General features: G+C 65.9%; 22 protein-coding genes. 11 read left to right on the top strand and 11 right to left on the bottom strand.

All coding sequences use genetic code 11. The annotated features are described in order from the left end of the window. Positions 1-37 precede the first annotated feature (37 nt). On the top strand, positions 38-1,441 hold the full coding sequence (locus C167_RS0131285) for a multicopper oxidase family protein (RefSeq protein WP_017522258.1): 1,404 nt from the start codon (positions 38-40) through the stop codon (positions 1,439-1,441). After that, positions 1,429-1,947: a tRNA adenosine(34) deaminase TadA gene (gene tadA / locus C167_RS0131280; RefSeq protein WP_017522257.1), complete on the top strand. Its 519-nt coding sequence runs from the start codon at positions 1,429-1,431 to the stop codon at positions 1,945-1,947. Before C167_RS0131285 ends, tadA begins: the two co-directional genes overlap by 13 nt. Positions 1,948-2,419: 472 nt before the next feature. Here tadA and mltF read toward each other — a convergent pair whose 3' ends face one another. Further along, the gene (gene mltF, locus C167_RS0131275; protein ID WP_017522256.1) at positions 2,420-3,895 is read right to left on the bottom strand and encodes a membrane-bound lytic murein transglycosylase MltF; all 1,476 of its coding nucleotides are present in this window, start codon (positions 3,893-3,895) and stop codon (positions 2,420-2,422) included. A gap of 290 nt (positions 3,896-4,185) precedes the next feature. Here mltF and purL point away from each other — a divergent pair, with 290 nt between their 5' ends. The 3 genes from purL to C167_RS0131265 all read left to right on the top strand — a co-directional run bounded on the left by purL (position 4,186) and on the right by C167_RS0131265 (position 8,924). Then, positions 4,186-8,082 (top strand): phosphoribosylformylglycinamidine synthase, encoded by a 3,897-nt coding sequence (gene purL, locus C167_RS0131270; protein ID WP_017522255.1) that lies wholly within the window; start codon positions 4,186-4,188, stop codon positions 8,080-8,082. After that, complete coding sequence (locus C167_RS35400) at positions 8,022-8,423, top strand: CDGSH iron-sulfur domain-containing protein (RefSeq protein WP_327138564.1); 402 nt, start codon at positions 8,022-8,024, stop codon at positions 8,421-8,423. Before purL ends, C167_RS35400 begins: the two co-directional genes overlap by 61 nt. Positions 8,424-8,606: 183 nt before the next feature. Next, on the top strand, positions 8,607-8,924 hold the full coding sequence (locus C167_RS0131265) for a YqfO family protein (RefSeq protein ID WP_017522254.1): 318 nt from the start codon (positions 8,607-8,609) through the stop codon (positions 8,922-8,924). 43 nt (positions 8,925-8,967) lie between these two features. Here C167_RS0131265 and nagE read toward each other — a convergent pair whose 3' ends face one another. From nagE to C167_RS0131230, 7 genes are all read right to left on the bottom strand, one after another. Further along, the gene (gene nagE / locus C167_RS0131260) at positions 8,968-10,623 is read right to left on the bottom strand and encodes an N-acetylglucosamine-specific PTS transporter subunit IIBC (RefSeq protein WP_235154371.1); all 1,656 of its coding nucleotides are present in this window, start codon (positions 10,621-10,623) and stop codon (positions 8,968-8,970) included. A 131-nt stretch (positions 10,624-10,754) separates the two neighbouring features. Then, positions 10,755-13,268, bottom strand: coding sequence for a phosphoenolpyruvate--protein phosphotransferase (gene ptsP, locus C167_RS0131255; RefSeq protein WP_017522252.1), 2,514 nt, complete (start codon positions 13,266-13,268; stop codon positions 10,755-10,757). 11 nt (positions 13,269-13,279) lie between these two features. Then, positions 13,280-14,302, bottom strand: a complete 1,023-nt coding sequence (locus C167_RS0131250) for an SIS domain-containing protein (RefSeq protein WP_017522251.1) — start codon at positions 14,300-14,302, stop codon at positions 13,280-13,282. Then, positions 14,283-15,389: an N-acetylglucosamine-6-phosphate deacetylase gene (gene nagA, locus C167_RS0131245; RefSeq protein ID WP_017522250.1), complete on the bottom strand. Its 1,107-nt coding sequence runs from the start codon at positions 15,387-15,389 to the stop codon at positions 14,283-14,285. Before nagA ends, C167_RS0131250 begins: the two co-directional genes overlap by 20 nt. A gap of 16 nt (positions 15,390-15,405) precedes the next feature. Next, the gene (locus C167_RS0131240; protein ID WP_017522249.1) at positions 15,406-16,167 is read right to left on the bottom strand and encodes a GntR family transcriptional regulator; all 762 of its coding nucleotides are present in this window, start codon (positions 16,165-16,167) and stop codon (positions 15,406-15,408) included. A 248-nt stretch (positions 16,168-16,415) separates the two neighbouring features. Beyond that, positions 16,416-16,916 carry a L,D-transpeptidase family protein gene (locus C167_RS0131235; RefSeq protein WP_017522248.1) on the bottom strand — a complete coding sequence of 167 codons (501 nt, stop codon included), beginning with the start codon at positions 16,914-16,916 and terminating at the stop codon, positions 16,416-16,418. 53 nt (positions 16,917-16,969) lie between these two features. Continuing rightward, positions 16,970-17,521, bottom strand: coding sequence for an NUDIX hydrolase (locus tag C167_RS0131230; protein WP_017522247.1), 552 nt, complete (start codon positions 17,519-17,521; stop codon positions 16,970-16,972). Positions 17,522-17,656: 135 nt separating this feature from the next. Here C167_RS0131230 and C167_RS0131225 point away from each other — a divergent pair, with 135 nt between their 5' ends. From C167_RS0131225 to C167_RS0131205, 5 genes are read left to right on the top strand one after another with little or no spacing between them, the layout of a single operon-like run. Further along, on the top strand, positions 17,657-18,253 hold the full coding sequence (locus C167_RS0131225; protein ID WP_017522246.1) for a CoA pyrophosphatase: 597 nt from the start codon (positions 17,657-17,659) through the stop codon (positions 18,251-18,253). 41 nt (positions 18,254-18,294) lie between these two features. After that, the gene (locus C167_RS0131220; protein WP_017522245.1) at positions 18,295-18,822 is read left to right on the top strand and encodes a gamma carbonic anhydrase family protein; all 528 of its coding nucleotides are present in this window, start codon (positions 18,295-18,297) and stop codon (positions 18,820-18,822) included. Further along, entirely contained in the window at positions 18,815-19,003 is a 189-nt protein-coding gene (locus tag C167_RS0131215) for a DUF1289 domain-containing protein (RefSeq protein WP_017522244.1), read from the top strand. Before C167_RS0131220 ends, C167_RS0131215 begins: the two co-directional genes overlap by 8 nt. A 45-nt stretch (positions 19,004-19,048) precedes the next feature. Continuing rightward, a complete protein-coding gene (purT, locus tag C167_RS0131210) occupies positions 19,049-20,230 on the top strand; it encodes a formate-dependent phosphoribosylglycinamide formyltransferase (protein WP_017522243.1) in 1,182 nt (393 codons plus the stop codon). Further along, the gene (locus tag C167_RS0131205) at positions 20,227-20,955 is read left to right on the top strand and encodes an SGNH/GDSL hydrolase family protein (protein WP_026079399.1); all 729 of its coding nucleotides are present in this window, start codon (positions 20,227-20,229) and stop codon (positions 20,953-20,955) included. The genes purT and C167_RS0131205 overlap by 4 nt, the downstream gene beginning before the upstream one ends. Before the next feature lie 99 nt (positions 20,956-21,054). Here C167_RS0131205 and C167_RS0131200 read toward each other — a convergent pair whose 3' ends face one another. From C167_RS0131200 to C167_RS0131190, 3 genes are all read right to left on the bottom strand, one after another. Beyond that, complete coding sequence (locus tag C167_RS0131200; RefSeq protein ID WP_017522241.1) at positions 21,055-22,368, bottom strand: MFS transporter; 1,314 nt, start codon at positions 22,366-22,368, stop codon at positions 21,055-21,057. A 286-nt stretch (positions 22,369-22,654) separates the two neighbouring features. Beyond that, positions 22,655-23,950, bottom strand: coding sequence for an HlyC/CorC family transporter (locus C167_RS0131195; protein WP_017522240.1), 1,296 nt, complete (start codon positions 23,948-23,950; stop codon positions 22,655-22,657). Between the two features lie 42 nt (positions 23,951-23,992). Continuing rightward, complete coding sequence (locus tag C167_RS0131190) at positions 23,993-24,793, bottom strand: cytochrome C assembly family protein (RefSeq protein WP_017522239.1); 801 nt, start codon at positions 24,791-24,793, stop codon at positions 23,993-23,995. A 221-nt stretch (positions 24,794-25,014) separates the two neighbouring features. Between C167_RS0131190 and ffh the strand changes: the two genes are divergently transcribed. Next, positions 25,015-26,388, top strand: a complete 1,374-nt coding sequence (gene ffh, locus C167_RS0131185) for a signal recognition particle protein (RefSeq protein WP_017522238.1) — start codon at positions 25,015-25,017, stop codon at positions 26,386-26,388. The last annotated feature ends 41 nt before the right edge of the window (positions 26,389-26,429 follow it).

The raw sequence follows: 26,429 nt of genomic DNA, 5'->3' as shown, positions 1-26,429 counted from the left end.
TTTAGCATTTAAAATCCTCAGTTTTCCGGGGGACTCCATGGCTTTTACCCGTAGACAAGTACTCGGCGGCCTCGCCGGCCTGGCCGTGCTCGGCCTCGGCACCGGTGGTGCGCGCCTTTGGCTGGCGCGCCCGGAAGTCGCCGCCGAGCACGATTACGAACTGATCGCCGCCCCGCTGGACCTGGAGCTGGTGCCCGGCCACAAGACCCCTGGCCTTGGCTATGGCGGCCAGGCTCCCGGCGTCGAAATCCGCGCGCGCCAGGGTGACTGGCTGCGGGTGCGCTTCACCAACAAGCTGGACGAGCCGACCACCATCCATTGGCACGGCATCCGCCTGCCCATCGAGATGGACGGCGTTCCCTACATCTCGCAGCCGCCGGTGCAGCCGGGGGAGAGCTTCGTCTACCAGTTCAAGACCCCGGATGCCGGCAGCTACTGGTACCACCCGCACCTGATGAGCAGCGAGCAGCTGGGCCGCGGCCTGGTCGGGCCGCTGATCATCGACGAGCGCGAGCCGAGCGAGTTCACCCGCGAGAAGATCCTCTGCCTGAAGACCTGGCATGTGGACGAGGAGGGGAATTTCACGCCCTTCAGCGTACCGCGCGAGGCTGCACGCGAAGGCACTCGCGGGCGCCTGTCGACCATCAACGGCGAACGCACGCCGGTGATCGAATTGCCGGCCGGCGAGATTGTCCGGGTGCGGATCCTCAACGTCGACAACACCGTGACCTACCGCCTCAACCTGCCGGGTGCCGAGGCGAAGATCTACGCCATCGACGGCCATCCGGTGGCGCCGCGCGACTTCGGCAAGGGCCCTAACGACCAGTACTGGATCGGCCCGGGCATGCGTCTGGAGCTGGGCATCCGTGGCCCGGCGGAAGGTGCCGAGCTGTCGCTGCGCAACGGTCCGGTGCGCCTGGCGACCATCCGTGGCGTGGCCAACACCAAGGCGCCGACCGCGCAGTGGCCGGCTCCGTTGCCGCACAACCCGGTAGCCGAGCCGGACCTGAAGAACGCCGAGACCATCAACTTCAAGTTCGAATGGGTCGGCGCCATGTCCGACTACTCCAAGGGCCAGTCGGTGCCTTCGCTGTGGCAGATCAACGGCGTGGCCTGGCAGGGCGGAGAGGAGCACAAGCACAACGCACCGCCGCTGGCGAAGCTCAAGGAAGGCAACAGCTACATCTTCGTGCTGCGCAACATGACCCAGTACCAGCACCCGATCCACCTGCACGGCATGGCCTTCAAGGTGCTGGATTCGGATCGCCGGGACATCATCCCGTACTTCACCGACACCTACCTGCTGGGCAAGAATGAAACGGCGCGTGTGGCGCTGGTGGCGGATAACCCCGGCCTGTGGATGTTCCACTGCCACGTGATCGATCACATGGAGACCGGCTTGATGGGAACCATCGCGGTGGGTGAGGCATGGTGCGGCTGACCAACAGCAAGGGGCACCCGACGGTGAAGGGACTGGTGCCGGTCATCGACCGCAGCCAGGATATCCCCTTCATGCGCGAAGCCATGGCGCTGGCCGAGCGGGGCGCGGCGCTGGGCGAAGTGCCGGTGGGCGCCGTGCTGGTGCTGGACGGCCAGGTCATCGGCCGCGGTTTCAACCGGCCGATCACCTCATGCGATCCCAGCGCCCATGCCGAAATGGTCGCCATTCGCGAAGCCGCCGCCGCCGCGCAGAATTACCGCCTGCCGGGCAGCACTCTTTATGTGACGCTCGAGCCCTGCAGCATGTGTGCTGGCCTGCTGGTGCACTCACGCATCCAGCGCGTGGTGTTCGGCGCCACCGAGCCGAAATCCGGCGTGGTGGTCAGCCGTGGCAATTTCTTCGAGCAGGACTTCCTCAATCACCGGGTGCTGGTGGAGGGCGGGGTGTTGGGGGAGGAATGCAGCGCGATGCTCTCGGCGTTCTTCAAGGCGCGGCGCAAGGGCTGAGCTTTGCTATGCGGTGCATTTTGTTTTGATGCGGCTGGGTGGCTGCTTCTGATCGGGTGTTTCTGCGCCGCATAGGTATGCGCGCAAGCATTGTGTTTCGCCCCCTCGGGCGACTTACTTTGGCAAACGACCCAAAGTAAGCAAAGGTCTTGCCCCGGACATCCGGTTTTTCGCTTAGGCGAAAAATTCCCTCGTTGAAACGAAGTTTCAGGGGCACGCCGCGAAGGGCCATCCCTGGCCCATCGCGGCTCTCGCGGCATCCATGCCGCTCAACCCCTGAAACTCCGCTTCAACGAGGCCTCCTGAACGGGGCCATTTGGCGTGCGCGGATGTTTTGCTGGAAGTCTTTAAAAGCCAAAGCCAAAGCCAAAGCCAGGGGCGGGCGGGGCATTGGCTCTTCGTAGGAGCGAGCTTGCTCGCGAACGGCGCAACGCCAAGCCTATCGCGGACAGCGAATTGATCTGACCAGGCCTCAGAGCTTCTGATCCCGCCCTTCGTCATCTTCAGGCTTGGTCTTGTTCACGCCCGGCAGGTGCAGGCCGCTTTCGGCGAGCTGGCCGCCTTCCATTTGCGGCTGGGTCACCCAGGTGAGGATGTCGTAGTAGCGGCGCACGTTCTGCACGAAGTGCACGGTCTCGCCGCCGCGTGCGTAGCCGTAGCGCGTCTTGCGGTAGTACTGCTTCTGCGCCAGGCGCGGCAGCATCTTCTTTACGTCGAGCCACTTGTTCGGGTTCAGGCCTTCCTGCTCGGCCATCTTTCGGGCGTCGTCCAGGTGGGCGCCGCCGATGTTGTAGGCGGCCAGGGCGAACCACATGCGGTCCGGGTCCTTGATGCTGTCCGGCAACTCGTCCTTGATCTGCACGTAATACTTGCTGCCGCCCTGGATGCTCTGCTTGGGGTCCAGGCGGTTGGCCACGCCCATGGCCTGGGCGGTGCGGTTGGTCAGCATCATCAGGCCACGCACGCCGGTCTTGGACGTCGCGTCGGGCTGCCACATGGATTCCTGGTAGCCGATGGCGGCCAGCAGGCGCCAGTCTGCCTCGAGCTTGGTGCCGCTCTGGCGGAAGTGCTGCTCGTACTTGGGCAGACGCTGCTGCAGGTGCTGGGCGAAGGTGTACGCGCCGACGTAGCCCAGGACGTCCACGTGGCCGTAGTAGCGATCCTTCAGACGTTGCAGCAGGCCGTCCTGCTTGGCCTTGTCGAGGAAGGCGTTGACCTTCTCGATCAGGCTGTTGTCATCGCCGGCCGGCAGTGCCCAGGCCAGGCCCTTGGCATCGCCGAGGTCGAAGGCGACGCGGACGTTGGGGAAATACACCTGGTTCATCGCCAGCTCGTTGGAATCCACCAGCGTCAGGTCGATCTCGCCCACATCCACCATGCGCAGCAGGTCGACCATTTCGTCGGCGTCGGATTCGCGGTATTCCAGCTTGGGGTACTGCTTCTTCAGCTCGGCCAGTTGCCCGGCATGGCTGCTGCCCTTCAAGACGACGATGCGCTTGCCCACCAGGTCTTCGGGGCGGGTAGGGCGCTGCGCACCGTTGCGGTAGACGACCTGCGGGGTGACGTCGAGATAGGAGTGCGAGTAGCGCACCTGGCCGTCACGCTCGCCGCCCGGCGTCAGGCCGGCGGCCGCCAGGTTCGGCCCGCCGTCGCGGCCGATGCGGTCGTAGAGGTCGTCGATGTTGTCGGCGGTTTCGATCTGCAGCTGCACACCCAGGCTGTCGGCGAAACGTTTGGCCAGCTCGTATTCGAAGCCGGTATCGCCGTTGCGGTCCTGGAAGTAGGTGGCCGGACTGTTGCGGGTGATCACGCGCAGCACGCCGTCCTTCTGCACGCGCTCAAGGGCCGTCGGGGCTTTCGCCTCGCTACAGCCAGAAAGCAGCAGAAAGATACAGGTCGCCAAGATCCAGGCGGTGCAGCGCACACGGGACACAGTCAGGGCAAGCATCAGGGCAGTATACGCAAAGGCCGTTGTGCGCCATATCTCGACAGCTCGAAGCTTCTCTGCTAGCTGGGACGCCGTTCGTCGGCATTTTTCGTGGCGAAGCCCGCTGCCGCGGGATTTTCCCCAGGCGGCTCGAAGGCGTTCGAAGATGAATGGCGATTTCCGCCGGAGTAGCGGCAAGGAAGGTGCTTGAAAGGTGCCGCCGCCCCGCGCTTTACGGTAGAATGCACGGCCTCTGTGGGCCGGCCCGCCCGGCCCCACATACTTCCCCGTCTCCAGAGGCTGTTCCGACAATGCTGATCCTGCGCGGTGCTCCCGCCCTTTCCGCTTTCCGCCACGGCAAACTGCTCGACCTGCTGACCCAGCATGTACCCGCCGTCACCGGGCTGTATGCCGAGTTTGCGCACTTCGCCGAGGTCACCGGAGCCCTCAACGCCGAGGAAGAGCAGGTCCTCGCCCGCCTGCTGAAATACGGTCCGAGCGTGCCGGTACAGGAACCCGCCGGTCGCCTGTTCCTGGTAGTGCCACGCTTCGGCACCATCTCGCCCTGGTCGAGCAAGGCGTCGGACATTGCCCGCAACTGCGGCCTGGCCAAGATCGAGCGCATCGAGCGCGGCATCGCCTACTACGTCAGCGGCGAGCTGAGCGAGGCCGAGGCGCAAGCCGTCTCCGCCCGCCTGCATGACCGCATGACCCAGCTGGTCCTGAACCAGCTCGAAGAAGCTTCCGCCCTGTTCAGCCACGCCCAGCCCAAGCCGCTGACCGTGGTGGACATCCTCGCCGGCGGTCGCGCCGCGCTGGAGAAGGCCAACCTCGACCTGGGCCTGGCCCTGGCCGAAGACGAGATCGACTACCTGGTGAAAAGCTTCGTCGAGCTGGGCCGCAACCCGCACGACGTCGAGCTGATGATGTTCGCCCAGGCCAACTCCGAACACTGCCGCCACAAGATCTTCAACGCCAGTTGGGACATCGACGGCCAGGCTCAGGACAAGAGCCTGTTCGGCATGATCAAGAACACCTATGAAATGCACCGCGAAGGCGTCCTGTCCGCTTACAAGGACAACGCCGCGGTGATGAAGGGCTTCGTCGCCGGGCGTTTCTACCCGAACGCCGAGACTCGCCAGTACGGCGCCAGCGAAGAGCCGGTGCACATCCTGATGAAGGTGGAGACCCACAACCACCCGACCGCCATTGCTCCTTTCCCCGGCGCCTCCACCGGCTCCGGCGGCGAGATCCGCGACGAAGGCGCGACCGGCCGTGGCGCCAAGCCAAAAGCCGGCCTGGTCGGCTTTACCGTCTCCAACTTGAACATCCCCGGTTTCGAGCAGCCTTGGGAAGTGCCCTACGGCAAGCCCGAGCGCATCGTCACCCCGCTGGACATCATGATCGAAGGCCCGCTGGGCGGCGCCGCGTTCAACAACGAATTCGGCCGTCCGAACCTGGCCGGTTACTTCCGTACCTTCGAACAGGCCATCGCCACACCGCGCGGTGAAGAAGTCCGTGGTTACCACAAGCCGATCATGATCGCCGGCGGCATGGGCAACATCCGCGAAGATCACGTGCAGAAGGGCGAGATCTCGGTCGGCGCCAAGCTCATCGTGCTCGGCGGCCCCGCCATGCTGATCGGCCTGGGCGGCGGCGCCGCGTCCTCCATGGCCACCGGCGCTTCCGCCGCCGACCTGGACTTCGCCTCGGTGCAACGCGAGAACCCGGAAATGGAACGCCGCTGCCAGGAGGTCATCGACCGCTGCTGGCAGATGGGCGAGAACAACCCGATCAAGTTCATCCACGACGTGGGCGCGGGCGGCATCTCCAATGCCCTGCCGGAACTGATCAACGACGGCGGCCGTGGTGGCCGCTTCGAACTGCGCAACGTGCCCAACGACGAGCCGGGCATGAGCCCGCTGGAAATCTGGTGCAACGAGTCGCAGGAACGCTACGTGATGTCGGTCGATGCCGCCGACTTCGAGACCTTCAAGGCCATCTGCGAACGCGAGCGCTGCCCGTTTGCCGTGGTCGGCGAGGCCACGGAAGAGAAGCAACTCACCGTCGCCGACAGCCATTTCGGCAACAAGCCGGTGGACATGCCGCTCGAAGTGCTGCTCGGCAAGCCGCCGCGCATGCACCGTTCGGTCACCCGCGAAGTCGAGCTGGGCGATGACTTCGCTGCGGCCGGCCTGGACCTCGCTGAATCCACCGAGCGTGTGCTGCGTCACCCGGCCGTGGCCAGCAAGAACTTCCTGATCACCATCGGCGACCGCACCATCACCGGCCTGGTTGCCCGCGACCAACTGGTGGGCCCGTGGCAGGTACCGGTGGCCGATTGTGCCGTTACCGCCACCAGCTTCGACGTCTACACCGGTGAAGCCATGGCCATGGGCGAGCGCACTCCGCTGGCCGTGATCGACGCCCCGGCCTCCGGCCGCATGGCGATCGGCGAGACCATCACCAACCTGGCCGCCGCGAGCATCGACAAGATTTCCGAGATCAAGCTCTCCGCCAACTGGATGGCCGCTGCCGGCCACCCGGGCGAGGACGCGCGCCTGTACGACACCGTCAAGGCCGTCGGCATGGAGCTGTGCCCGGCGCTGGGCATCACCATCCCGGTGGGCAAGGACTCCATGTCCATGAAGACCCGCTGGCAGGATGGCGACGCCGAGAAGAGCGTCACCTCGCCGATGTCGCTGATCATCTCCGGCTTTGCCCCGGTCAACGACGTGCGCAAGACCCTGACCCCGCAGCTGCGCCTGGACAAGGGCGAAACCGACCTGATCGTCATCGACCTGGGCCGTGGCAAGAACCGCATGGGCGGCTCCATCCTCGCCCAGGTCAACGGCCAGATCGGCCGCGCCGCGCCGGACGTCGACGATGCCGAAGACCTGAAAGCCTTCTTCGCCGTGATCCAGGGCCTGAACGCCGACGGCCACCTGCTGGCCTACCACGACCGTTCCGACGGCGGCCTGATGGCCACCGTGGTGGAAATGGCCTTCGCCGGTCATTGCGGCCTCGACCTGAACCTCGACGCGCTGGCCGAAAGCCGCGACGAGCTGGTTGCTGCGCTCTTCAACGAAGAACTGGGTGCCGTGATCCAGGTTCGCAGTGGTGCCACTCCGGAAGTGCTGGCCCAGTTCAGCGCCGCCGGCCTGGAAGACTGCGTCGCGGTCATCGGCCAGCCGGCCAATAGCGCCGACATCGAGCTCTCCTTCAACGGCGAGCGCGTCTACAGCGCCCAGCGCCGCAACCTGCAGCGCATCTGGAGCGAGACCAGCTACCGTATCCAGCGCCTGCGCGACAACGTCGACTGCGCCGACCAGGAATTCGACGGTCTGCTCGACGAAGCCAACCCCGGCCTGTCGGTGAAGCTGACCTTCGACGTTAACGACAACATCGCCGCGCCCTACATCAAGAAAGGCGTGCGCCCGCAAATCGCCATCCTGCGCGAGCAGGGCGTCAACGGCCAGGTGGAAATGGCCGCGGCCTTCGACCGCGCCGGCTTTGCCGCCGTCGACGTGCACATGAGCGACATCCTCTCCGGCCGCATCAGCCTGGAGCAGTTCAAGGGCCTGGTGGCCTGCGGCGGCTTCTCCTACGGCGACGTACTGGGCGCCGGCGAAGGCTGGGCCAAGTCGATCCTGTTCAACGCCCGTGCCCGCGATGGCTTCCAGGCCTTCTTCGAACGCAAGGACAGCTTCGCCCTCGGCGTGTGCAACGGTTGCCAGATGATGTCCAACCTGCACGAGCTGATCCCCGGCACCGAGTTCTGGCCGCACTTCGTGCGCAATCGCTCCGAGCAGTTCGAAGCGCGCGTGGCGATGGTCCAGGTGCAGGAATCGCAATCGATCTTCCTGCAGGGCATGGCCGGTTCGCGCCTGCCGATCGCCATCGCCCACGGCGAAGGCCATGCGGAGTTCGAGAGCGAGGAGGCGCTGCTGGAAGCCGACCTGTCCGGCACCGTGGCCCTGCGTTTCGTCGACAACCTGGGCAAGGTCACCGAAAGCTACCCGGCCAACCCGAACGGCTCGCCGCGTGGCATCACCGGCCTGACCAGCCGCGACGGCCGCGTCACCATCATGATGCCGCACCCGGAGCGGGTTTTCCGCGCCGTGCAGAACTCCTGGCGTCCGGACGAGTGGGAAGAGGACGGCGGCTGGATGCGCATGTTCCGCAATGCCCGCGTCTGGGTCAGTTGAGTCCGGTCCGATGCGATGCGCGAAAGGGGAAAGCTTCGGCTTTCCCCTTTTTTCTTGTGCCGTCCCTGGAGCAGAGCATCTTGGCTGAGGAGCAGAGGCTTCCGGAGGTTCGTCCGGTCGAGACGGGACAGGTCCTGCGCCTGTGTCGTTGCGGGGAGTGCGCCAGCCTGCCGGATGCCACAGCGAGCTGTGCCGATTCGCTGCAAGTGACGGTCGGGCGCGAGCGCCACCTGTTGCTCTGCCGTTGCGGGCTATCGATGAAACTGCCGTTCTGCGACGGCTCCCATGCGCCAGCTAAGCCGAGTCTGAAAGAACGCTGGCGACGCTTCAGTGGAAAGTGAGATCGAAGTCCGTCACAGATTTCGTACAAAGTCACTCACAGACGAACAAGCCAGATTCCCTGCGGTCGAACTTGCACCCTGACCCGTAAGTCATAAGAGGCAAAGTGCCACTATTTGTGGCAGCATTTGTCACCCGTGGCTCTCATTGTCATGGCTGTGTCCCTGTTTCGATCGGAGTCTCCGATGTACAAACTGTGTTTCTACGTTCCGGAAAGCCATCTGGAGCCGGTCAAGAAAGCGGTGTTCGCCGCCGGTGCAGGACGCATCGGTGCCTATGACAGCTGTTGCTGGCAGGCGCTCGGACAAGGACAGTTCCGCCCTTTGCAGGGCAGCAATCCGTTCATCGGCCAGGCTGGCAGCGTCGAGCAGGTCGCCGAATGGAAAGTCGAGATGGTCGTGGCCGACGAGTTGATTCATGACTCGGTGAAAGCCCTCAAGCAGGCCCACCCGTACGAAACCCCGGCCTTCGAGGTCTGGCGGCTGTCGGACATGGTGTTCTGAGCGAAAAAAGGCGCCCGCAGGCGCCTTTTTTCATGCTCGGGTATCAGTCGCGCAGATTGCCGAGGGCTTGTCCCAGCGCGTCCGCGCGCGGTCCCACCAGCAGGTGATAGATACCTTCCGATAGCTGGCAGACGCCCTGGCAACCCAGCTCGGTGAGGCGGCCTTGCTGCAACTGCTGGCCGTTCTTCACGGTTATCCGCAGACGCGTCAGCGCGACGGCCTCCACGCTTTGCAGATTGTCCTGGCCACCCAATGCCTGCAGCCATTCGCCGGCTTCCTGGGACGAGACGCGTTCCCCCGGTTGCTGGTCGGAGTCCTCCACGGGTTGGGCTGCACTCTCCTGCAGGATGCCCACCGGCAGCGCTCGGCGGATCTCGTCGGCGATGCTGTCCGCTTCCGGGCCGACCACCACCTGCAGGCTGCCGGCCTTGCCGGGGCGGACTACGGCCAGCGCGCCCAGCGCCTTGAGCTGCGCGTCGGAGGCTTTGCCCCGGTCCGCCAGTTTCAGGCGCAGGCGGGTGGTGCAGGCGTCCACGACCTCCAGGTTGGCGGCGCCGCCCAGCGCTTTGATGAAGGCCGGTGCGCGTTGCTCGGATATGCTGGCGGTCGTCTCGCTCCCAATGTTCTCGTCGATTTCCTCGCGGCCGGGCGTCTTCAGCTGGAAGCGGCGGATGCAGAAATCGAACACGAAGTAGTAGGCAGCGGCATAGCACAGGCCCAGCGGCCAGAGCATCCAGCCATTGGTGGACTTGCCCCAGCCCAGCGCCAGGTCGATGGCGCCGCCGGAGAAGGTGAAGCCCAGGCGGATGTTCAGCAGGTCGGTGATGGCCATCGACAGGCCGGTCAGCAGCGCGTGCAGCAGGTACAGCAGCGGCGCGAGGAACATGAAGGCGAACTCGATGGGCTCGGTCACGCCGGTGAGGAAGGCGGTCAGCGCCATCGACAGCAGCAGGCCGCCGACCAGCTTGCGCCGTTCCGGACGGGCATTGCGGTACATCGCCAGGCATGCGGCGGGGAGACCGAACATCATCACCGGGAACATGCCGGCCATGAACTGGCCGCCCTTGGGATCGCCGGCGAAGTAGCGGGCGAGGTCGCCCGTGATCTGCCGGCCGGTTTCCGGATCGGTGAAGGCGCCGAAGACGAACCACATCAGGTTGTTGAGGATGTGATGCAGGCCGGTGACGATCAGCAGGCGGTTGAGCACGCCGAAGGCGAACGCGCCGAGGCTGCCGCTGCCCACCAGCAGGGTGCCCAGGTTGTCGATGATGTTCTGGACGGGCGGCCAGATCAGTCCGAACAGCACGCCCAGGCCCAGCGCGGCGAGGCCGGTGACGATGGGCACGAAGCGCCGGCCGCCGAAGAACGCCAGGTACTGCGGCAGGGCGATGTCCTTGAAGCGGTTGTACAGCGCGCCGGCCACCAGCCCGCTGATGATCCCCGAGAGCACGCCCATGTTGATGTGGGGGTCGATGGCGTTGAGCGTCGACATCATCACCAGGTAGCCCACGGCGCCCGCCAGGCCGGCGGTGCCGTTGTTGTCGCGGGCGAAGCCGACGGAGATACCGATGGCGAAGATCAATGCCAGGTTGGCGAAGATCGCGTTGCCGGCATCATGGATCAGCAGGATGTTCAGCAGGTCCTTGTCGCCCAGGCGCAGCAGCAGGCCGGCGATGGGCAGAATCGCGATCGGCAGCATCAGGGCGCGCCCGAGGCGCTGCAGGGTTTCGATGAAAGCGCCGTACAACTGCGCGAGCAGCTGGCGCGGGCCTTGTGCGGTCTGGGTCAGGTCAGTGGTCATGGTTTGAGTCCGATTCTTGTTCTGGGGCGTCAGGTCTGCGGCCACAGGCGTGCGCAGGCTTCCCGCACGGCGCGGGCGCTGCCAAGGGCCAGCAGTTCCTGGCTGCGCTGGCGGCAGTCCTCGGCGTCGAGTTCACGCACCCGCGCCTTGATCTCGCCGACCAGGCCGGGGCTCACCGAGAGTTCCTGCACGCCCAGTCCGATCAGCACCGGCGTGGCCAGAGCTTCGCAAGCCAGGGCGCCGCAGACGCCGACCCAGCGGCCATGGCGGGCGGCGCCGACGCAGGTCTGGGCGACCAGCCGCAGCAGCGCCGGGTGCAGTGCGTCGATGCGCGCGGCAAGCCCGGCATGGCAACGGTCCATGGCCAGGGTGTACTGCGACAGGTCGTTGGTGCCGATGGAGAGAAAGTCGGCGTGCTCGGCCAACTGGTCGGCCAGCAGGGCGGCGGAGGGTACTTCGATCATCACGCCCAGTTCGGGGCGTTGCTCGATGCGCAGCTCCTGCGCCAACTGATCCAGGCGCTGGCGGATGGCGATCAGTTCGCCCACCTCGCTGACCATGGGCAGCAGCACACGGCAGCGGTGCAACGGCGATACCTGCAGCAGTGCGCGCAACTGCTGGTCGAGCAGATGCGGCAGCGCCTGGCCGAGGCGGATGCCGCGCAGGCCCAGCGCCGGGTTTTCCTCGGTGGGCAGCGGCAGGTAGGCGAGGTGCTTGTCACCACCGACGTCGATGGTGCGGATGATCACGCGGCGCTCGCCCATGGCGTCCAGCACGTCCTGGTAGGCGTGCTGCTGTTCCCGCTCGCTCGGTGCCTGCTGACGGTCAAGGAAGAGGAACTCGGTGCGCAGCAGGCCGACTCCATCGGCGCCGGCGGCGAAGGCTTCAGCGGCTTCTTCCGGATTGGCGACGTTGGCGCCGATTTCGACAGGTCGGCCGTCACGGGTCAGGGCCGGTTGCTGGGCCTGCTTGCGTTGGCGTTCGCGGGTCTGCCCGCGTTGTTCTCGCTGGGCGGCAACCTGGGCGATCCGTTCGGCGCTGGGGTTGTATTCCAGTCGGCCCTGATCGGCATCCAGTACCAGCGTTCGGCCTTCTTCCAGCTCCAGCAGTTGCGGGCCGAGGGCCACCAGGCAGGGCAGGCCCTTGGCGCGGGCGAGGATGGCCACGTGGGAGGTGGCGCCGCCTTCGGCCATGCACAGGCCGGCGACGCCAGCGCGGACCAGCGGGCCGAGGTCGGACGGGGTGATTTCATGGGCGGCCACCAGACTGCCTGCCGGGACCGGCTGTTCGCCCTCGTTGCCGAGCAGGACGCGCAGCACGCGCTTCTCCAGGTCTCGCAAGTCATTGGCGCGCTCGGCCAGCAGCGGGTTGCCCAGCGCCTGCAGAATGCCGCATTGCGCTTGCACGGCGCGGTGCCAGGCGTGGGCGGCACTGACGCGCTGGTCGATCAGCAGATCGGCGGCATCCAGCAGGCCGGGGTCTTCCAGCAAAGCGAGGTGGGCCGAGAAGATCGCTTCCTCGTCTGAGTGACCGTGTTTCCCGGCCTGTTGCAGGGTGGCGCTAACGTCATCGCGAACCCGCTCCAGGGCCAGGTCCAATGCGCGGTGCTGCTCGTCCGGCCGGGCATCGCCGGCGTCCGGCGGAAGCTGGATGGTGCCCAGGCGCACCAGTGGGCCGCTGGACACGCCGGGAGAGGCGCAGACGCCGTTCAGCACGCCGGGCTCGTCCGCACCGCGCGGCGCTGCAATGGAGACAGCGGGCTCAGGAATCGGGTGGGGTTCGCCGTCGGCGGTGCCCAGTGTCTTCAAGAGGGCGTAGAGCGCCGCTTCGCTGTCCTGGCCGCGGCAGATCACTTCGACTTCGTCCTGTTCGGCGATGCCTAGCCCCATGATGCCGACCAGACTGTCGATGCTGGCGCTGCGCCCGCCGAAATGCAGCTCGGTGCGGCTGGAGAACTCCTGCGCGGTCTTGCGCAACAAGGCGGCCGGTCGGGCGTGGAGGCCGCCGTGCAGTGCCACGCGGACGCGGCCACGGGTTTCGCTGCTGCCGCTGTGTCGTTCGTCGGACGCGGGCGTCGTGCCGGTCCGACTGAGTTGCAACAGCGGCGCGCCGACCTCCACCGACGTGGTGGTCAGCGGACGCAGTTGGAAGCCTTCGCCGTTGGTGACGATCAGCACTGTGATCAGGCTCTTGCTGCCGCGCGCCACCTTGTCCAGGTCGAAGCGCAGCAACGGCTGGCCTTCGTCGACCCGTGAGCCTTCCTGCACCAGGGCTTCGAAGCCCTGGCCCTGCAACTGGACGGTATCCAGGCCCAGGTGCAGCAGCAGTTCGGCGCCGTTGTCGGCCTTCAGCGTCAGGGCATGGCGGGTTCGCGCAAGGTGAATGACCACGCCGGCGCAGGGCGCATGCAGGCAGTCGTTCAGCGGGTCGATGGCAATGCCGTCGCCCATGGCGCCGCTGGAGAACACCGGATCGGGGACCCGGCTGAGCGGCATCACGGGCCCGCTCAAGGGGGCTTTGAGGGCCAGATTGTTGTTGTTCATGGTGGCTGCGCTCAGTGAGTGCGGGTGACCTTGCTCAGGTGCCGCGGCTGGTCCGGGTTCATACCGCGTGCTTCGGACAAGCCGGCGGCCATGACGTAGAAACTCTGGATCGCCAGGATCGGGTCCAGCGCTGGGTGGGCGGCGGTGGCCAGTGGCAGGTCGCGGCCGGTGATGTCGTTTGGAGCGGCCAGCAGCACGCGGGCGCCACGCTGGCGCATGTCCTCGGCCAGGGCCAGCAGGCCGGCCTGTTCCGGGCCGCGCGGGGCGATGATGAGCAGCGGGTAGTGCTCGTCCACCAGGGCCATCGGACCGTGGCGGACTTCGGCGCTGCTGAAGGCCTCGGCCTGGATCGCCGAGGTTTCCTTGAATTTGAGTGCGGCTTCCTGGGCGACGGCGAAGCCAGTGCCACGACCGATCACCATCAGTCGCTCGCAGTCGCGCAGGGCGTGGATAGCGGGCGTCCAGTCGAGCGCCGCGGCGTGTTGGAGATCGGCGGCGAGGCGCGCGCCTGCCTCGAGCAGGGCCTGGTCGCGTTGCCAGTGGGCCAGCAGGCGGGTGGCGGCGCTGAGGGTGGCGATGAAGCTCTTGGTGGCGGCGACACTGCGTTCGGGGCCGGCGCAAAGCGGTACGGTGAACTGTGCGGCAGTCTCCAGCGGTGAATGCTCGGCGTTCACCAGGGCGACAGTCAGCGCGCCGCGCTCGCGCAGGCGGTTGAGGGTGTCGACCAGATCCGGGCTCTGGCCGGACTGGGAGAAGGCGAAGGCGACCTGGCCGTGCACCTGCATCGGCGCCTGGCGCAGGGTTACCACCGACATCGGTAGCGAGGCCACCGGCAGGCCGGTGTGCTGCATGGTGAGGTAGGCGAAATAGCTGGCGGCGTGATCGGAGCTGCCGCGGGCGACGGTCATCGCCAATTGCGGCGCGACGTCGCGCAGGCGTTCGCCAAGCGCTGGCAGGCGGGTGTCCAGAACGGTCAACTGGCGCGCCACCACATCGGCGGCGGACAACGCTTCTTCAAGCATCAGCGAGGTCAAACTGGTCTCCTTCGACCCAGACGGTCTCAAGGGTCAGGGAACGGTCCAGGCGCACAATGTCGGCCCAGGCTCCGGGTGTGAGGCGACCACGCTCGGCCAGCCCCAGGTAATCGGCGGGGAACTGCGAGAGACGCTGCGAGGCCTCGGCGATAGGCAGGCCGATCTTCACCAGGTTGCGCAGCGCCTGGTCCATGGTCAGCGTGCTGCCGGCCAATGTGCCGTCGGGCAGGCGCACGCCGCCCAGGCACTTGGTGACGGTATGGCTACCCAGCTTGTATTCACCGTCGGGCATGCCGGCGGCGGCAGTGGAGTCGGTCACGCAGTACAGGCACGGGATCGAGCGCAGGGCGACCTTGATGGCGCCGGGGTGCACGTGCAGCAGGTCGGGGATCAGCTCGGCGAACTGCGCGTGGGCCAATGCGGCACCGACCATGCCGGGTTCGCGGTGGTGCAGCCCGCTCATCGCGTTGTACAGGTGGGTGAAGCTGGTGGCGCCGGCTTCCATGGCCGCCACACCGTCCTCGTAGCTGCCCAGTGTGTGGCCGATCTGCAGGCGCACGCCGCGCTCGGCCAATGCGCTGATCAGCGGCAGGTGGCCGGCGATTTCCGGGGCGATAGTGATGACCCGGATCGGTGCCAGGCGCAGGAATTCGTCCACTTCGTCGAGCACCGCGGCGTGGGCGAAATTGGGCTGCGCGCCGAGCTTGCCGGAGTTGATGAACGGGCCTTCCAGGTGCACGCCCAGCACGCGCGCCGCCAGGCCGCGCGGCGCCCGGCAGTAGTCGCCCAATGCGCCGAGCACGACGCTGATCTCTTCTCGCGGCGCCGTCATGGTGGTGGCCAGCAGCGAGGTGGTGCCAAAGCGCAGGTGCGTGCGCGCAATGACAGCAAAGGCGCCGGCGCCTTCCATGATGTCGTGGCCGCCGCCGCCGTGGACGTGCAGGTCGATGAAGCCGGGCAGGAGATAGGGCAGGTCGTTGTGCGATGGGTCGCCGAGGGAGCCTTCGATGCGCTGGATGCGGCCTTCCTGCAGGTGCAGGCGGCCCACCATCCAGCCCTGGGGGGTGAGGATGTTGCCTTGGAGCATGGGGTGTCTTCCCGGATCAGCGCCGCAGTTCGGCGACGAAGTCGTAGTAGTCGTTGCGGCAGTAGGTGTCGGTCAGCTCGATGGCGGTGTTGTCTTCCAGGTAACCGATACGGGTCATCAGCAGCATCGCGGTGCCGGGCTTGATGCCCACCAGCGCGGCTTCTTCGGCAGTGGCGTTGACCGCCTGCACGTGCTGCAGGGCGCGCACCACCGGACGGCCGATGGCATCCAGGTGGGCGTAGAGCGAGTCACCGACTGCCGACGGGTCGCCGAGCAGGCGCGCTGGCAGGCTGCTTTGCTCGATGGCCATGACCACGCCGTCGGCCTTGCGCAGGCGCTTCATGCGCACGACTTTCTCGGTGGGTGACAGGCCCAGGCGGATGACCTCTTCATGGGTCGGCAGGCTGATTTCGCGTTCCAACCAGGCAGAACTGGGGGTGAAGCCCTTTAGGCGGAGCATTTCGCTGAAGCTGGAGAGACGCGACAGCGGCTGCTCCAGGCGCGGCGTGATGAAGGTGCCGGAGCCCTGGATGCGATGCACCAGACCTTGCTCGAGCAGGACCTCCAGTGCCTTGCGGGCGGTCACCCGCGACAGGCCGAGGTGTTCGCTGAGGTAGCGCTCCGAGGGCAGAGCCTCCTCTGCACGCCAGTGGCCGGCGTGGATCGCGCTCTCCAGGCTGCGGGCCAATTGCAGATAGAGCGGGGTGGAGAGTGTCTCGTCCGGGCGCAGGGCCTCCAGGCGTTGCTCGGCACTGATCAGGGAGGGCTGGCTGGTCATGGTCGGCTCATTGGCGAGGTGTGGAATTAACGCTAATACCACTTAAATACCACGTCAACGCCACTCGATCGGTTCCCAAGTGTCGGCCGACGAACTGTAGTCGCGCTCACAGCTGAGCGATGATTCGGAGGTCATCTAGGAGAAAGGCTTGCAGCGGATAGGAAGCGGCTTTCCGGTACAACGAAAAACGCCGCCATGGCGGGGCCGTGGCGGCGTTTCAGCGGGATGCTGGTATCAGCATGGTCTGGTCAGGGGCGGATTTCGATCAGCGTGCCGTCCTTGACCAGGCTCCAGACTTCGCGCATGTCGGCGTTGGTCATGGCGATGCAGCCGTTGGTCCAGTCCAGGGTCGAGAAGTACCACTCGGGGTATTCATCATCCATCGGCGTGCCGTGGATCATGATCATGCCGCCGGGCGAAAGGCTCTTTTCCCGTGCCTTGGCTACGTCGCGGGCGTTGGGATAGGAGATGTGCATGGAGAGGTTGTACTTGTCGCTGGTCTTGCGCCAGTCGACCCAGTAGAAGCCTTCCGGCGTGCGGTTGTCGCCCTCGGCAAGCTTCGGCCCCTGCGGGCGTTTGCCCAGGGACACGCGGTAGCTCTTGAGCACCTTGCCGTTGCTCATGAGGTGCAGTTTGCGCTCGGACTTGAGCACGAGAATCTTGTCGATGTGGCCGTCGAGCGTGGGCGTCGCGTTGGCATGCGAGAACGCTGCGAAGGTCAGACAAAGTACGGCAATCAGCCAGCGCATCGAGTGGTGTTCCCCGGTAGTTCCTAATGCCTTAGAGGCGGTATATGAGCTTATTAGTTCTTTTTCTGTGCAAGCATTGGGAGAATCCCTTCATTGCGTACCGGGAAGTTCTGAACCATCCGATCCGCCAGGAAATATTCTAAGGTACGGCCCACGGTGGGGAAAGCCAGCTCGTCCCACGGAATGTCGGATTCTTCGAAGAGTTGCACCTCCAGGCTTTCATCGCCGGCGAAGAAGTCCGGGTCGGCCAGTTCGGCGCGGAAGAAGATATAAACCTGGCTGATATGCGGCAGATCAAAGACCGTATAGAGCTGCAGGCCATGGACGCGGGCGTTGGCTTCCTCGAGGGTCTCGCGGGCGGCGGCCTGTTCCAGGGTCTCGCCGTTTTCCATGAAGCCCGCTGGCAGCGTCCAGAAACCCTGGCGCGGCTGAATGGCACGGCGGCACAGGAGTATTTTCCCCTCCCAGACCGGCAGGCAGCCGGCCACGATGCGCGGGTTCTGGTAATGCACGGTCTGGCACTGGTCGCAGACGAAGCGCGGACGGTTGTCGCCGCTGGGGATACGCAGGTTCACGCCGGCGCCGCACTGGCTGCAGAATTTCATGCCGCTTCCTTGTTATTCAATGGAGCAATCTTGCGCGCTGCGCAAGGCGCCCAGCAAGGGGCGGGGGTTGGGCAGGGGCGTCTTTCGTGCCATGATTCTTCAATTAGAAGAATCGGCCCCCGCAGGATGTTCGGCATGCTGGACCAGCTGCGCCAACGCATACAGACGCATACGCCAAGCGACCTTGAAACGGACCACAGCTTCCCGGAAGCGGCGGTCCTGCTCCCCATCACTCCCCAGGAAGAGCTCGTGCTCACCCTGCGCGCGACCGGGCTCTCGACCCATAGCGGCGAAGTCGCCTTCCCCGGCGGGCGCCGCGACCCGGAAGACGTTGACCTGATCCATACCGCCCTGCGCGAGGCCCAGGAGGAGATTGCCCTGCCGCCTGGCCTGGTGGAAGTCGTCGGGCCGCTGAGCACCCTGGTTTCACGGCACGGCATACTGGTCAAGCCGTTCGTCGGCTTCGTCCCCGATTTCGTGGAGTACCGCCCCAACGACGGCGAGATCGACGCCGTGTTCAAGGTGCCGCTGGAATTCTTCCGTGGCGACCCGCGGGAAACCACCCACCGTATCGATTATTTCGGCCGCAGCTGGTACGTCCCGAGCTACCTGTTCGAGGGCTACAAGATCTGGGGCCTGTCCGCGATCATGCTGGTCGAGCTGCTGAACCTGCTGTACGACGCCCGCATCGACCTGCACCAGCCGCCGTCGAAGTTCATCAAGCTGAGCTGAGACCCGATAATAAAGAGTGGCCCCCGCCTGAGGAGAAACCCATGAAGTACCGCCTGGGCTCGTCCCGAGTCGAAACCCATCCGGAGAGCTGGATCGCCCCCAACGCCACGGTGGTCGGCAAGGTGCGCCTCGAAGCCGGCGCCAGCGTGTGGTTCAACGCCGTGCTGCGCGGCGACAACGAGCTGATCCACATTGGCGAGCACAGCAACGTGCAGGACGGCACCGTGATGCACACCGATATGGGCTTCCCGCTGACGCTGGGCAAGGGCGTGACCATCGGCCACAACGCCATGCTGCATGGCTGCCAGGTGGGCGACTACAGCCTCGTCGGCATCAACGCGGTGATCCTCAACGGCGCGAAGATCGGCAAGTACTGCATCATCGGCGCCAACGCACTGATCCCCGAGGGCAAGGATATCCCCGATGGTTCGCTGGTCATGGGTTCCCCTGGCAAGGTGGTGCGCGAGCTGACCGAGCCGCAGAAGAAGATGCTCGAAGCCAGCGCCGCCCACTATGTGCATAACGCCCAGCGTTATGCCCGCGATCTGGTCGAGCAGGAAGATGACTGAAGAACGTCCCGTCGCCTCGCCCTGCGTGCATGTCTGTGCGCTCGACGATGCCGACATCTGCCTGGGCTGCCAGCGCAGCGCAGCCGAAATCACTCGTTGGGGCCTCATGGACAACGCCGAGCGCCGCGAGGTGCTCCTGCGTTGCGAGCAGCGCGCCCGCGAGCAAGGCGTACTGGCCTGAGCCCGCTTTCCCGTTTCGAACTCTCCCTTCCCGAGGTTTCCCGCAATGCCCCGTATTGGAACTCCCCTGTCGCCGAGCGCGACCCGCGTACTGCTCTGTGGCTCCGGCGAGCTGGGCAAGGAAGTGGCGATCGAGCTGCAGCGCCTGGGCTGCGAAGTCATCGCCGTGGACCGCTACGCGAACGCGCCGGCCATGCAGGTTGCGCATCGCAGCCACGTGATCAGCATGCTCGATGGCGTCGCTCTGCGCGCAGTGATCGAGCAGGAGAAACCGCACTACATCGTGCCGGAGATCGAAGCCATCGCTACCGCTACCCTGGTCGAGCTGGAGAACGAAGGCTACACCGTCATCCCCACAGCCCGTGCCGCCCAGCTGACCATGAATCGCGAGGGCATCCGTCGCCTGGCCGCCGAAGAGCTGGGCCTGCCGACCTCGCCCTATCACTTCGCCGACACCTATGAGGACTACGCCGCTGGCGTCGCCGCCGTAGGCTACCCGTGCGTGGTCAAGCCGATCATGAGCTCTTCGGGCAAGGGCCAGAGCGTGCTCAAGTCCGACGCCGACCTGAAGACCGCCTGGGATTACGCCCAGGAAGGCGGCCGCGCCGGCAAGGGCCGGGTCATCGTCGAAGGCTTCATCGACTTCGACTACGAGATCACCCTGCTCACCGTGCGACATATCGGCGGCACCACCTTCTGCGCGCCCATCGGCCACCGCCAGGTGAAAGGCGACTACCACGAATCCTGGCAGCCCCAGGCCATGAGCCCGAAGGCGCTGGCTGAGTCCGAGCGCGTGGCCAGGGCCGTCACCGAAGCGCTGGGCGGCCGTGGCCTGTTCGGCGTGGAGCTGTTCGTGAAGGGCGATCAAGTGTGGTTCAGCGAAGTCTCGCCGCGTCCCCACGACACCGGCCTGGTGACCCTGATATCCCAGGACCTCTCCGAGTTCGCCCTGCACGCCCGCGCCATCCTCGGCCTGCCGATCCCGGTGATCCGCCAACTGGGCGACTCGGCCTCGGCGGTGATCCTGGTGGAAGGCACGTCGCAGCAGGTGTCCTTCAGCAACCTCGGCGCCGCCCTGAGCGAGCCGGATACCGCGCTGCGCCTGTTCGGCAAGCCGGAAGTGGACGGCCAGCGCCGCATGGGCGTGGCTCTGGCGCGCGACGAGTCGATCGACGCAGCCCGCGCCAAGGCCACCCGTTCGGCCCAGGCGGTCAACGTCGAGCTGTGAGCCGCTGGGCGGGGCTGATGTGGTGGGCGGCGGCGGTGCCGCTGCTGCCGCTTGCCCTGCCCATGGCCCTGCGTACACGACGCACGGCCTTGCGCCTGGCACCCGCTGCGGGTGTCAGCGAAGGCGTCGCGGGCGCAGAGCGTGCCGGCGAACCCTTCCGTGTGTTGTTGCTGGGTGAGTCCACCGTTGCCGGCGTGGGCGCGTCCTGCCTGGATTTTGCGTTGGCTGGCCGATTGGCTTCGGCGCTTTCCGGCCGTCTCCAGCGGCCCGTCGTCTGGCGTGCAGCAGGGGAGAACGGCATCACTGCCGGCCAAGCCTGTCAACGCCTGCTGCCGCTGGTGGCCGAGCAGGACTACGACCTTGTGGCGCTGGTCTTCGGCGTCAACGACACCACGCACTTCAGTTCCAGCCAGCGCTGGCTGGCCTCCCTTGCGTATCTGATCGAACACTTCCGCCGCCGTGGCGCGCGGGTGGTGTGCACGGCGGTGCCGCCGTTGCAGCACTTCACGGCCTTGCCCTGGTTATTGCGGCAGTTGCTGGGTTGGCGCGCGACGCTGCTGGATCGTCAGCTCGGTGCTCTGGCGCTGGCGCTGGGCGCGGGCTATTGCGGTGTGAGCCTGGAAATGCAGCCGCAATTCCTCGCCATCGATGGCTATCACCCATCGGCGTTGGGCTATCAGGTCTGGGGCGAGCACCTGGCCGACTGGCTGGTCAGCCAGGGCTGACCCTCTTTTGTAGGAGCGAGCTTGCTCGCGAACGCATTGCACCGCCAGCCCCGGCGAGAGGCGGGTTCGCGAGCAAGCTCGCTCCTGCTGGTTTCGACGTCAGCGGATGTCGTTCAGATCTGCCTCGCGGGTCTCGCGCAGGCACAGCACTGCCAGCAGGCTGAGCGCAGCTGCGACCGAGACATAGCCGCCTACCCAGCTCAGGCCGCCCATGCCCACCAGCTTTTGCGCGATGTACGGTGCCACCGAGGCGCCGAGGATGCCGCCCAGGTTGTAAGCCGCCGAAGCGCCGGTGTAGCGCACGTGGGTGGGGAAGAGTTCCGGCAGCAAGGCGCCCATGGGCGCGAAGGTCACGCCCATGAGGAACAGTTCCAGCGACAGGAACACCGCCACTTCCACCGACGAGCCCTGGCTCAGCAGCGGCTCCATGGCGAAACCCGAGGCGATGGCGGCGAGGGTACCGACGATCAGAACCGGCTTGCGCCCGAAACGGTCGCTCAGCCAGGCGGAGACCGGCGTGGCAGCGGCCATGAAGAGCACAGCGATGCACAGCAGGCCGAGGAAATCCTCGCGGCTGTAGCCCAGGGTGCTGACGCCATAGCTCAGGGAGAACACCGTGGAGATATAGAAGAGGGCGTAGCACACCACCATCGCGAGGGCGCCCAGCACAGTCGGCCTCCAGTGTTTCGAGAACAGCTCGGCGATCGGCAGGCTGGAACGCTCGTGGCGCTCCATGGCCTTGGCGAACACCGGGGTTTCCACCAGTTTGAGGCGGACGTACAGGCCGACGATGACCAGCACCGCGCTGAGCACGAACGGGATGCGCCAGCCCCAGGCGCGGAACTGTTCTTCGCTGAGCAGCATGGCGAGGCAGAGGAACAGACCGTTGGCAGCGAGGAAACCGATCGACGGGCCCATCTGCGGGAACATGCCGAACCAGGCGCGGCGGCCCTTGGGCGCGTTCTCCGTGGCCAGCAGCGCCGCGCCGCCCCATTCGCCACCCAGCCCAAGGCCCTGGCCGAAGCGCAGCACGCAGAGCAGGATCGGCGCCCAGGCGCCAATGCTGTCATAGCCCGGCAGCAGGCCGATCAGGGTGGTGGAAATGCCCATCAGCAGCAGCGAGGCCACCAGGGTCGATTTGCGCCCGATGCGGTCGCCGAAGTGGCCGAACAGCGCAGAGCCCAGCGGGCGGGCAAGGAAGGCGATGCCGAAGGTGATGAAGGCGCTGAGCGCCTGGGCGGTGCCGGAGGTCTGCGGGAAGAACACCGGGCCGATCACCAGCGCGGCGGCGGTGGCGTAGACGTAGAAGTCGTAGAACTCGATGGCGGTGCCGATGAAGCTGGCCACCGCGACGCGGGTGGTGGAGTTGGTTTGTTCGGCCGGTTGTGCGGCTTCGAGGGTAGCGCTGGTCATACGGGGGATATCCCTGGCAGTCAGGCGCGGCGACGACTCTGGCGGTCGTGTCCGGCGTTTCTTGAGGCATCGCCATGGCGTGAGTGCGAGCGCAGCCCGGGATCGGGGCAGGGTGGGCGCGGCTCGCGGTGGGTCAGGGCGAGGCCGGCTGCTTCGCAAGGCAACGACGCAGGGTCGAGGCTCGGCGGGGCGTGCGATTGACTGGCCGGCGCGGCGTCGAGGGTAACGACGGGCACAGGCGGGAGGCTGGGTAAGCCGTCCGGATTATAGGGGCGGGTGGGGCGGCTCAGGCAAGTTCGTCGGTGTAGGGTGCTTCCCTGGGCGGCGCGCCGGGCAGCCAGGCGCGCACGCTTTTCACCCGGTTTTCGCCGGATTGGAGGATTTCCAGGCGGTAGCGGCCGATCTTCAGGCACACCGCGCAGTCGGGTATCTGCTCCAGCGCTTCGGTGACCAGGCCGTTGAGGGTCTTGGGACCATCGCTGGGCAGTTGCCAGCCCAGGGCGCGGTTGACGTCGCGCAGGTTGGCCGAGCCCTCGATGACGTAGGTGCCGTCGGCCTGGGGGTGGATGTCCGGGTTGCGCAGGGTGTTCTGGTTGCTGAACTCGCCGACGATCTCTTCGAGGATGTCTTCCAGGGTGATGATACCGATCACCTCGCCGTATTCGTCGACGACGATGCCGATGCGGCGCTTCTGCTTCTGGAAGTTGATCAGCTGAGTCGACAGCGGCGTGCTCTCAGGCACGAAGTAGGGCTCCAGGCATGCGCCCTTGAGGCTCTCCTTGGTCAACTGGTTATGCGTCAGCAGGCGGGCGATCTGGCGCATGTGCACCACGCCTTCCACCTGGTTGATGTCATTGCGGAACACCGGCAGGCGCGTGTGGGTGGTGTTGCGCAGTTGGCCGATGATGGTTTCCAGCTCGTCGTCCAGGTCGATGCCTTGCACTTCGTTGCGCGGCACCATCAGGTCGTTCACCGTGATCTTTTCAAGGTCAAGGATGCTCAGCAGCATGTCCTGGCGGTTGTGGGTGAGCTTTTCGCTGGAGTCGGTGACCACGCTGCGCAGCTCGTCGTTGCTCAGTGGCTTGTTGCCGCGCTGGGTCGGGTCGAGGCCGCCCATGCGCAGCAGGAGGTTGCTGATGCCGGTCATCAGCCAGAGCAGCGGGCTGAACAGCTTCTGCATCCAGATCAGCGGCAGGCTGGCGGGGAAAGCCACGCGCTCGGGGCGCAGGGCGGCATAGGTCTTGGGGGTGATCTCGCCGAAGATCAGCAGGACCAGTGTCAGCGCCACGGTGGCAACCGCCACGCCGGCCTCGCCCCACAGGCGCAGGGCCAGAAGCGTGGCGAGCGACGAGGCGATGACGTTGACGAAGTTGTTGCCGATCAGGATGGTGCCCAGCAGCCGGTCGGTGCGCAGCAGCAGCCAACTGGTGCGCCGCGCGCCCCGGTTGCCTTGCTTGGACAGGTGGCGCAAGCGATAGCGGTCGAGGCTGAGCATGCCGGTTTCGACGCTGGAGAAGAACGCCGAGCAGAGAATCAGGAAGACCAGCAGGCCGATCAGGTAGCCGGGGTGGATCTCTTCCATGCGCGCATATCCTTCAGCGGCGCTCCGGCGCCGCCGTTAGCGTCAGATGTGCAGGATGAATTCCTTGACCAGCTTGCTGCCGAAGTAGGCCAGCATCAGCAGGCAGAAACCCGCGAGGGTCCAGCGGATCGCCTTGTGGCCGCGCCAGCCGAGCTGGTGGCGGCCCCACAACAGCACGCCGAACACCACCCAGGCGAAGCAGGAGAGGATGGTCTTGTGCGCCAGGTGCTGGGCGAACAGGTTGTCGACGAACAGCCAGCCGGAGATCAGCGACAGCGACAGCAGCGACCAGCCACCCCAGAGGAAGCCGAACAGCAGGCTTTCCATGGTCTGCAGCGGCGGGAAGTTGCGGATCAGGCCCGACGGGTGCTTGTGCTTGAGCTGATGGTCCTGCACCAGCAGGAGCAGCGCCTGGACCACGGCGATGGTCAGCAGCCCGTACGCCAGGATCGACAGCAGGATGTGGGCGAGGATGCCGGGCTGCTCGTTGATTGGCTCGAGGGTGCCGTGGGGCATCAGCGCGGCCAGCAGGGTGGTCAGCGCACCGAGCGGATAAAGGAAGATCAGCAGGTTGTGCACCGGGATGCGCAGGCATGCCAGCAGAGTCAGGGCGGTGACCGCGGCGGAAATCAGGCTGGCGGCATTGAAGAAGTCCAGCGTCAGCCCCGCGGGGGTGAGCAGCTCCTGGCTCAGGGCGTAGGCCTGGCAGAGCAGGGCGAGCAGGCCCAGCAGGAGGAGCAGCGGTTTCTGCGGCGGGGTGCGGCGGGCCAGGCTTGCGCCCTGGTAGGCGGTGGTGCCGATATAAAGGACGGCGGCGATCAGGCTGGGCAGCAGAGGTTGCATAAGTCCTTGGAACAGTCCTTCGACGGGGGACCCGAAAGGTGGTGAGTTTGGCACAGATCGCACGCGCCTAGAAAGCGGCTGAGAACAGTTCGCTTCTGGCCTGCGCAGCAGTCGGTCACATCGGGATCATCGGCGGTGTTGGCGTTGGCCGCACTTGGTTATAATCGCCCGCTTGCTGACAAGCCAAACCCTGGCCCGTCCGGGCCTGATTAGGAACGCGCATGTTCGAAAACCTTACAGATCGCCTCTCGCAAACGCTGCGCCACGTCACCGGCAAGGCCAAGCTGACCGAGGACAACATCAAGGACACGCTCCGCGAAGTGCGGATGGCCCTGCTGGAAGCCGACGTAGCCCTGCCGGTGGTCAAGGACTTCGTCGCCAAGATCAAGGAGCGCGCGGTCGGCACCGAGGTTTCCAAGAGCCTGACCCCCGGTCAGGCCTTCGTGAAGATCGTCCAGGCCGAGCTGGTCGAGTTGATGGGCGCGGCCAACGAGGACCTCGACCTCAACGCCGCACCCCCTGCCGTCATCCTGATGGCCGGCCTGCAAGGCGCGGGCAAGACCACCACCGCCGGCAAGCTGGCGCGCTTCCTCAAGGAACGCAAGAAGAAGTCCGTGCTGGTGGTGTCCGCCGACGTCTACCGCCCGGCGGCGATCAAGCAGCTGGAAACCCTGGCCAGCGACATCGGCGTGACCTTCTTCCCGTCCGATACCAGCCAGAAGCCAGTAGCCATCGCCGAAGCTGCGATCCGCGAAGCCAAGCTGAAATTCATCGACGTGGTGATCGTCGACACCGCCGGCCGTCTGCACATCGACGCCGACATGATGGACGAGATCAAGCAGGTCCATGCGGCGATCAAGCCGGTGGAAACTCTGTTCGTGGTCGACGCCATGACCGGCCAGGACGCCGCCAATACCGCCAAGGCCTTCAACGATGCGCTGCCGCTGACCGGCGTGGTGCTGACCAAGGTGGACGGCGATGCCCGTGGCGGTGCGGCGCTGTCCGTGCGCGCCATCACCGGCAAGCCGATCAAGTTCCTCGGCATGGGCGAGAAGAGCGAAGCGCTCGATCCGTTCCACCCCGACCGCGTGGCCTCGCGTATCCTCGGCATGGGTGACGTGCTCAGCCTGATCGAACAGGCCGAGCAGAGCATGGACCGCGAGAAGGCCGAGAAGCTCGCGAAGAAGATCAAGAAGGGCAAGGGCTTCGACCTGGAAGACTTCCGCGATCAACTGCAGCAGATGAAGAACATGGGTGGCCTGGGCAGCCTCATGGACAAGCTGCCGATGCTCGGCGGCGTCAACCTGTCGCAGATGGGCAACGCGCAGAACGCGGCGGAGAAGCAGTTCAAGCAGATGGAGGCGATCATCAACTCCATGACCCCCGGCGAGCGACGTGATCCGGAAGTGATCAGCGGCTCGCGCAAGCGCCGCATCGCCATGGGTTCGGGTACCCAGGTGCAGGACGTTGGTCGCCTCATCAAGCAGCATAAGCAGATGCAGAAGATGATGAAGAAGGTCACCGCCAAGGGCGGCATGGCCAAGATGATGCGCGGCATGGGGAGCATGTTCCCCGGCGGCATGCCCAAGATGTGAGGCCAGACGGCTCGCCGCCCGGCGGGCCGGACGCGCTGCGG

Source organism: Pseudomonas nitroreducens TX1 (assembly GCF_000313755.1).
Lineage (GTDB): Bacteria > Pseudomonadota > Gammaproteobacteria > Pseudomonadales > Pseudomonadaceae > Pseudomonas > Pseudomonas nitroreducens_A.
The sequence above is the reverse complement of the archived record's forward strand: the minus strand, read 5'-3'. Positions and strand labels throughout refer to the sequence as shown.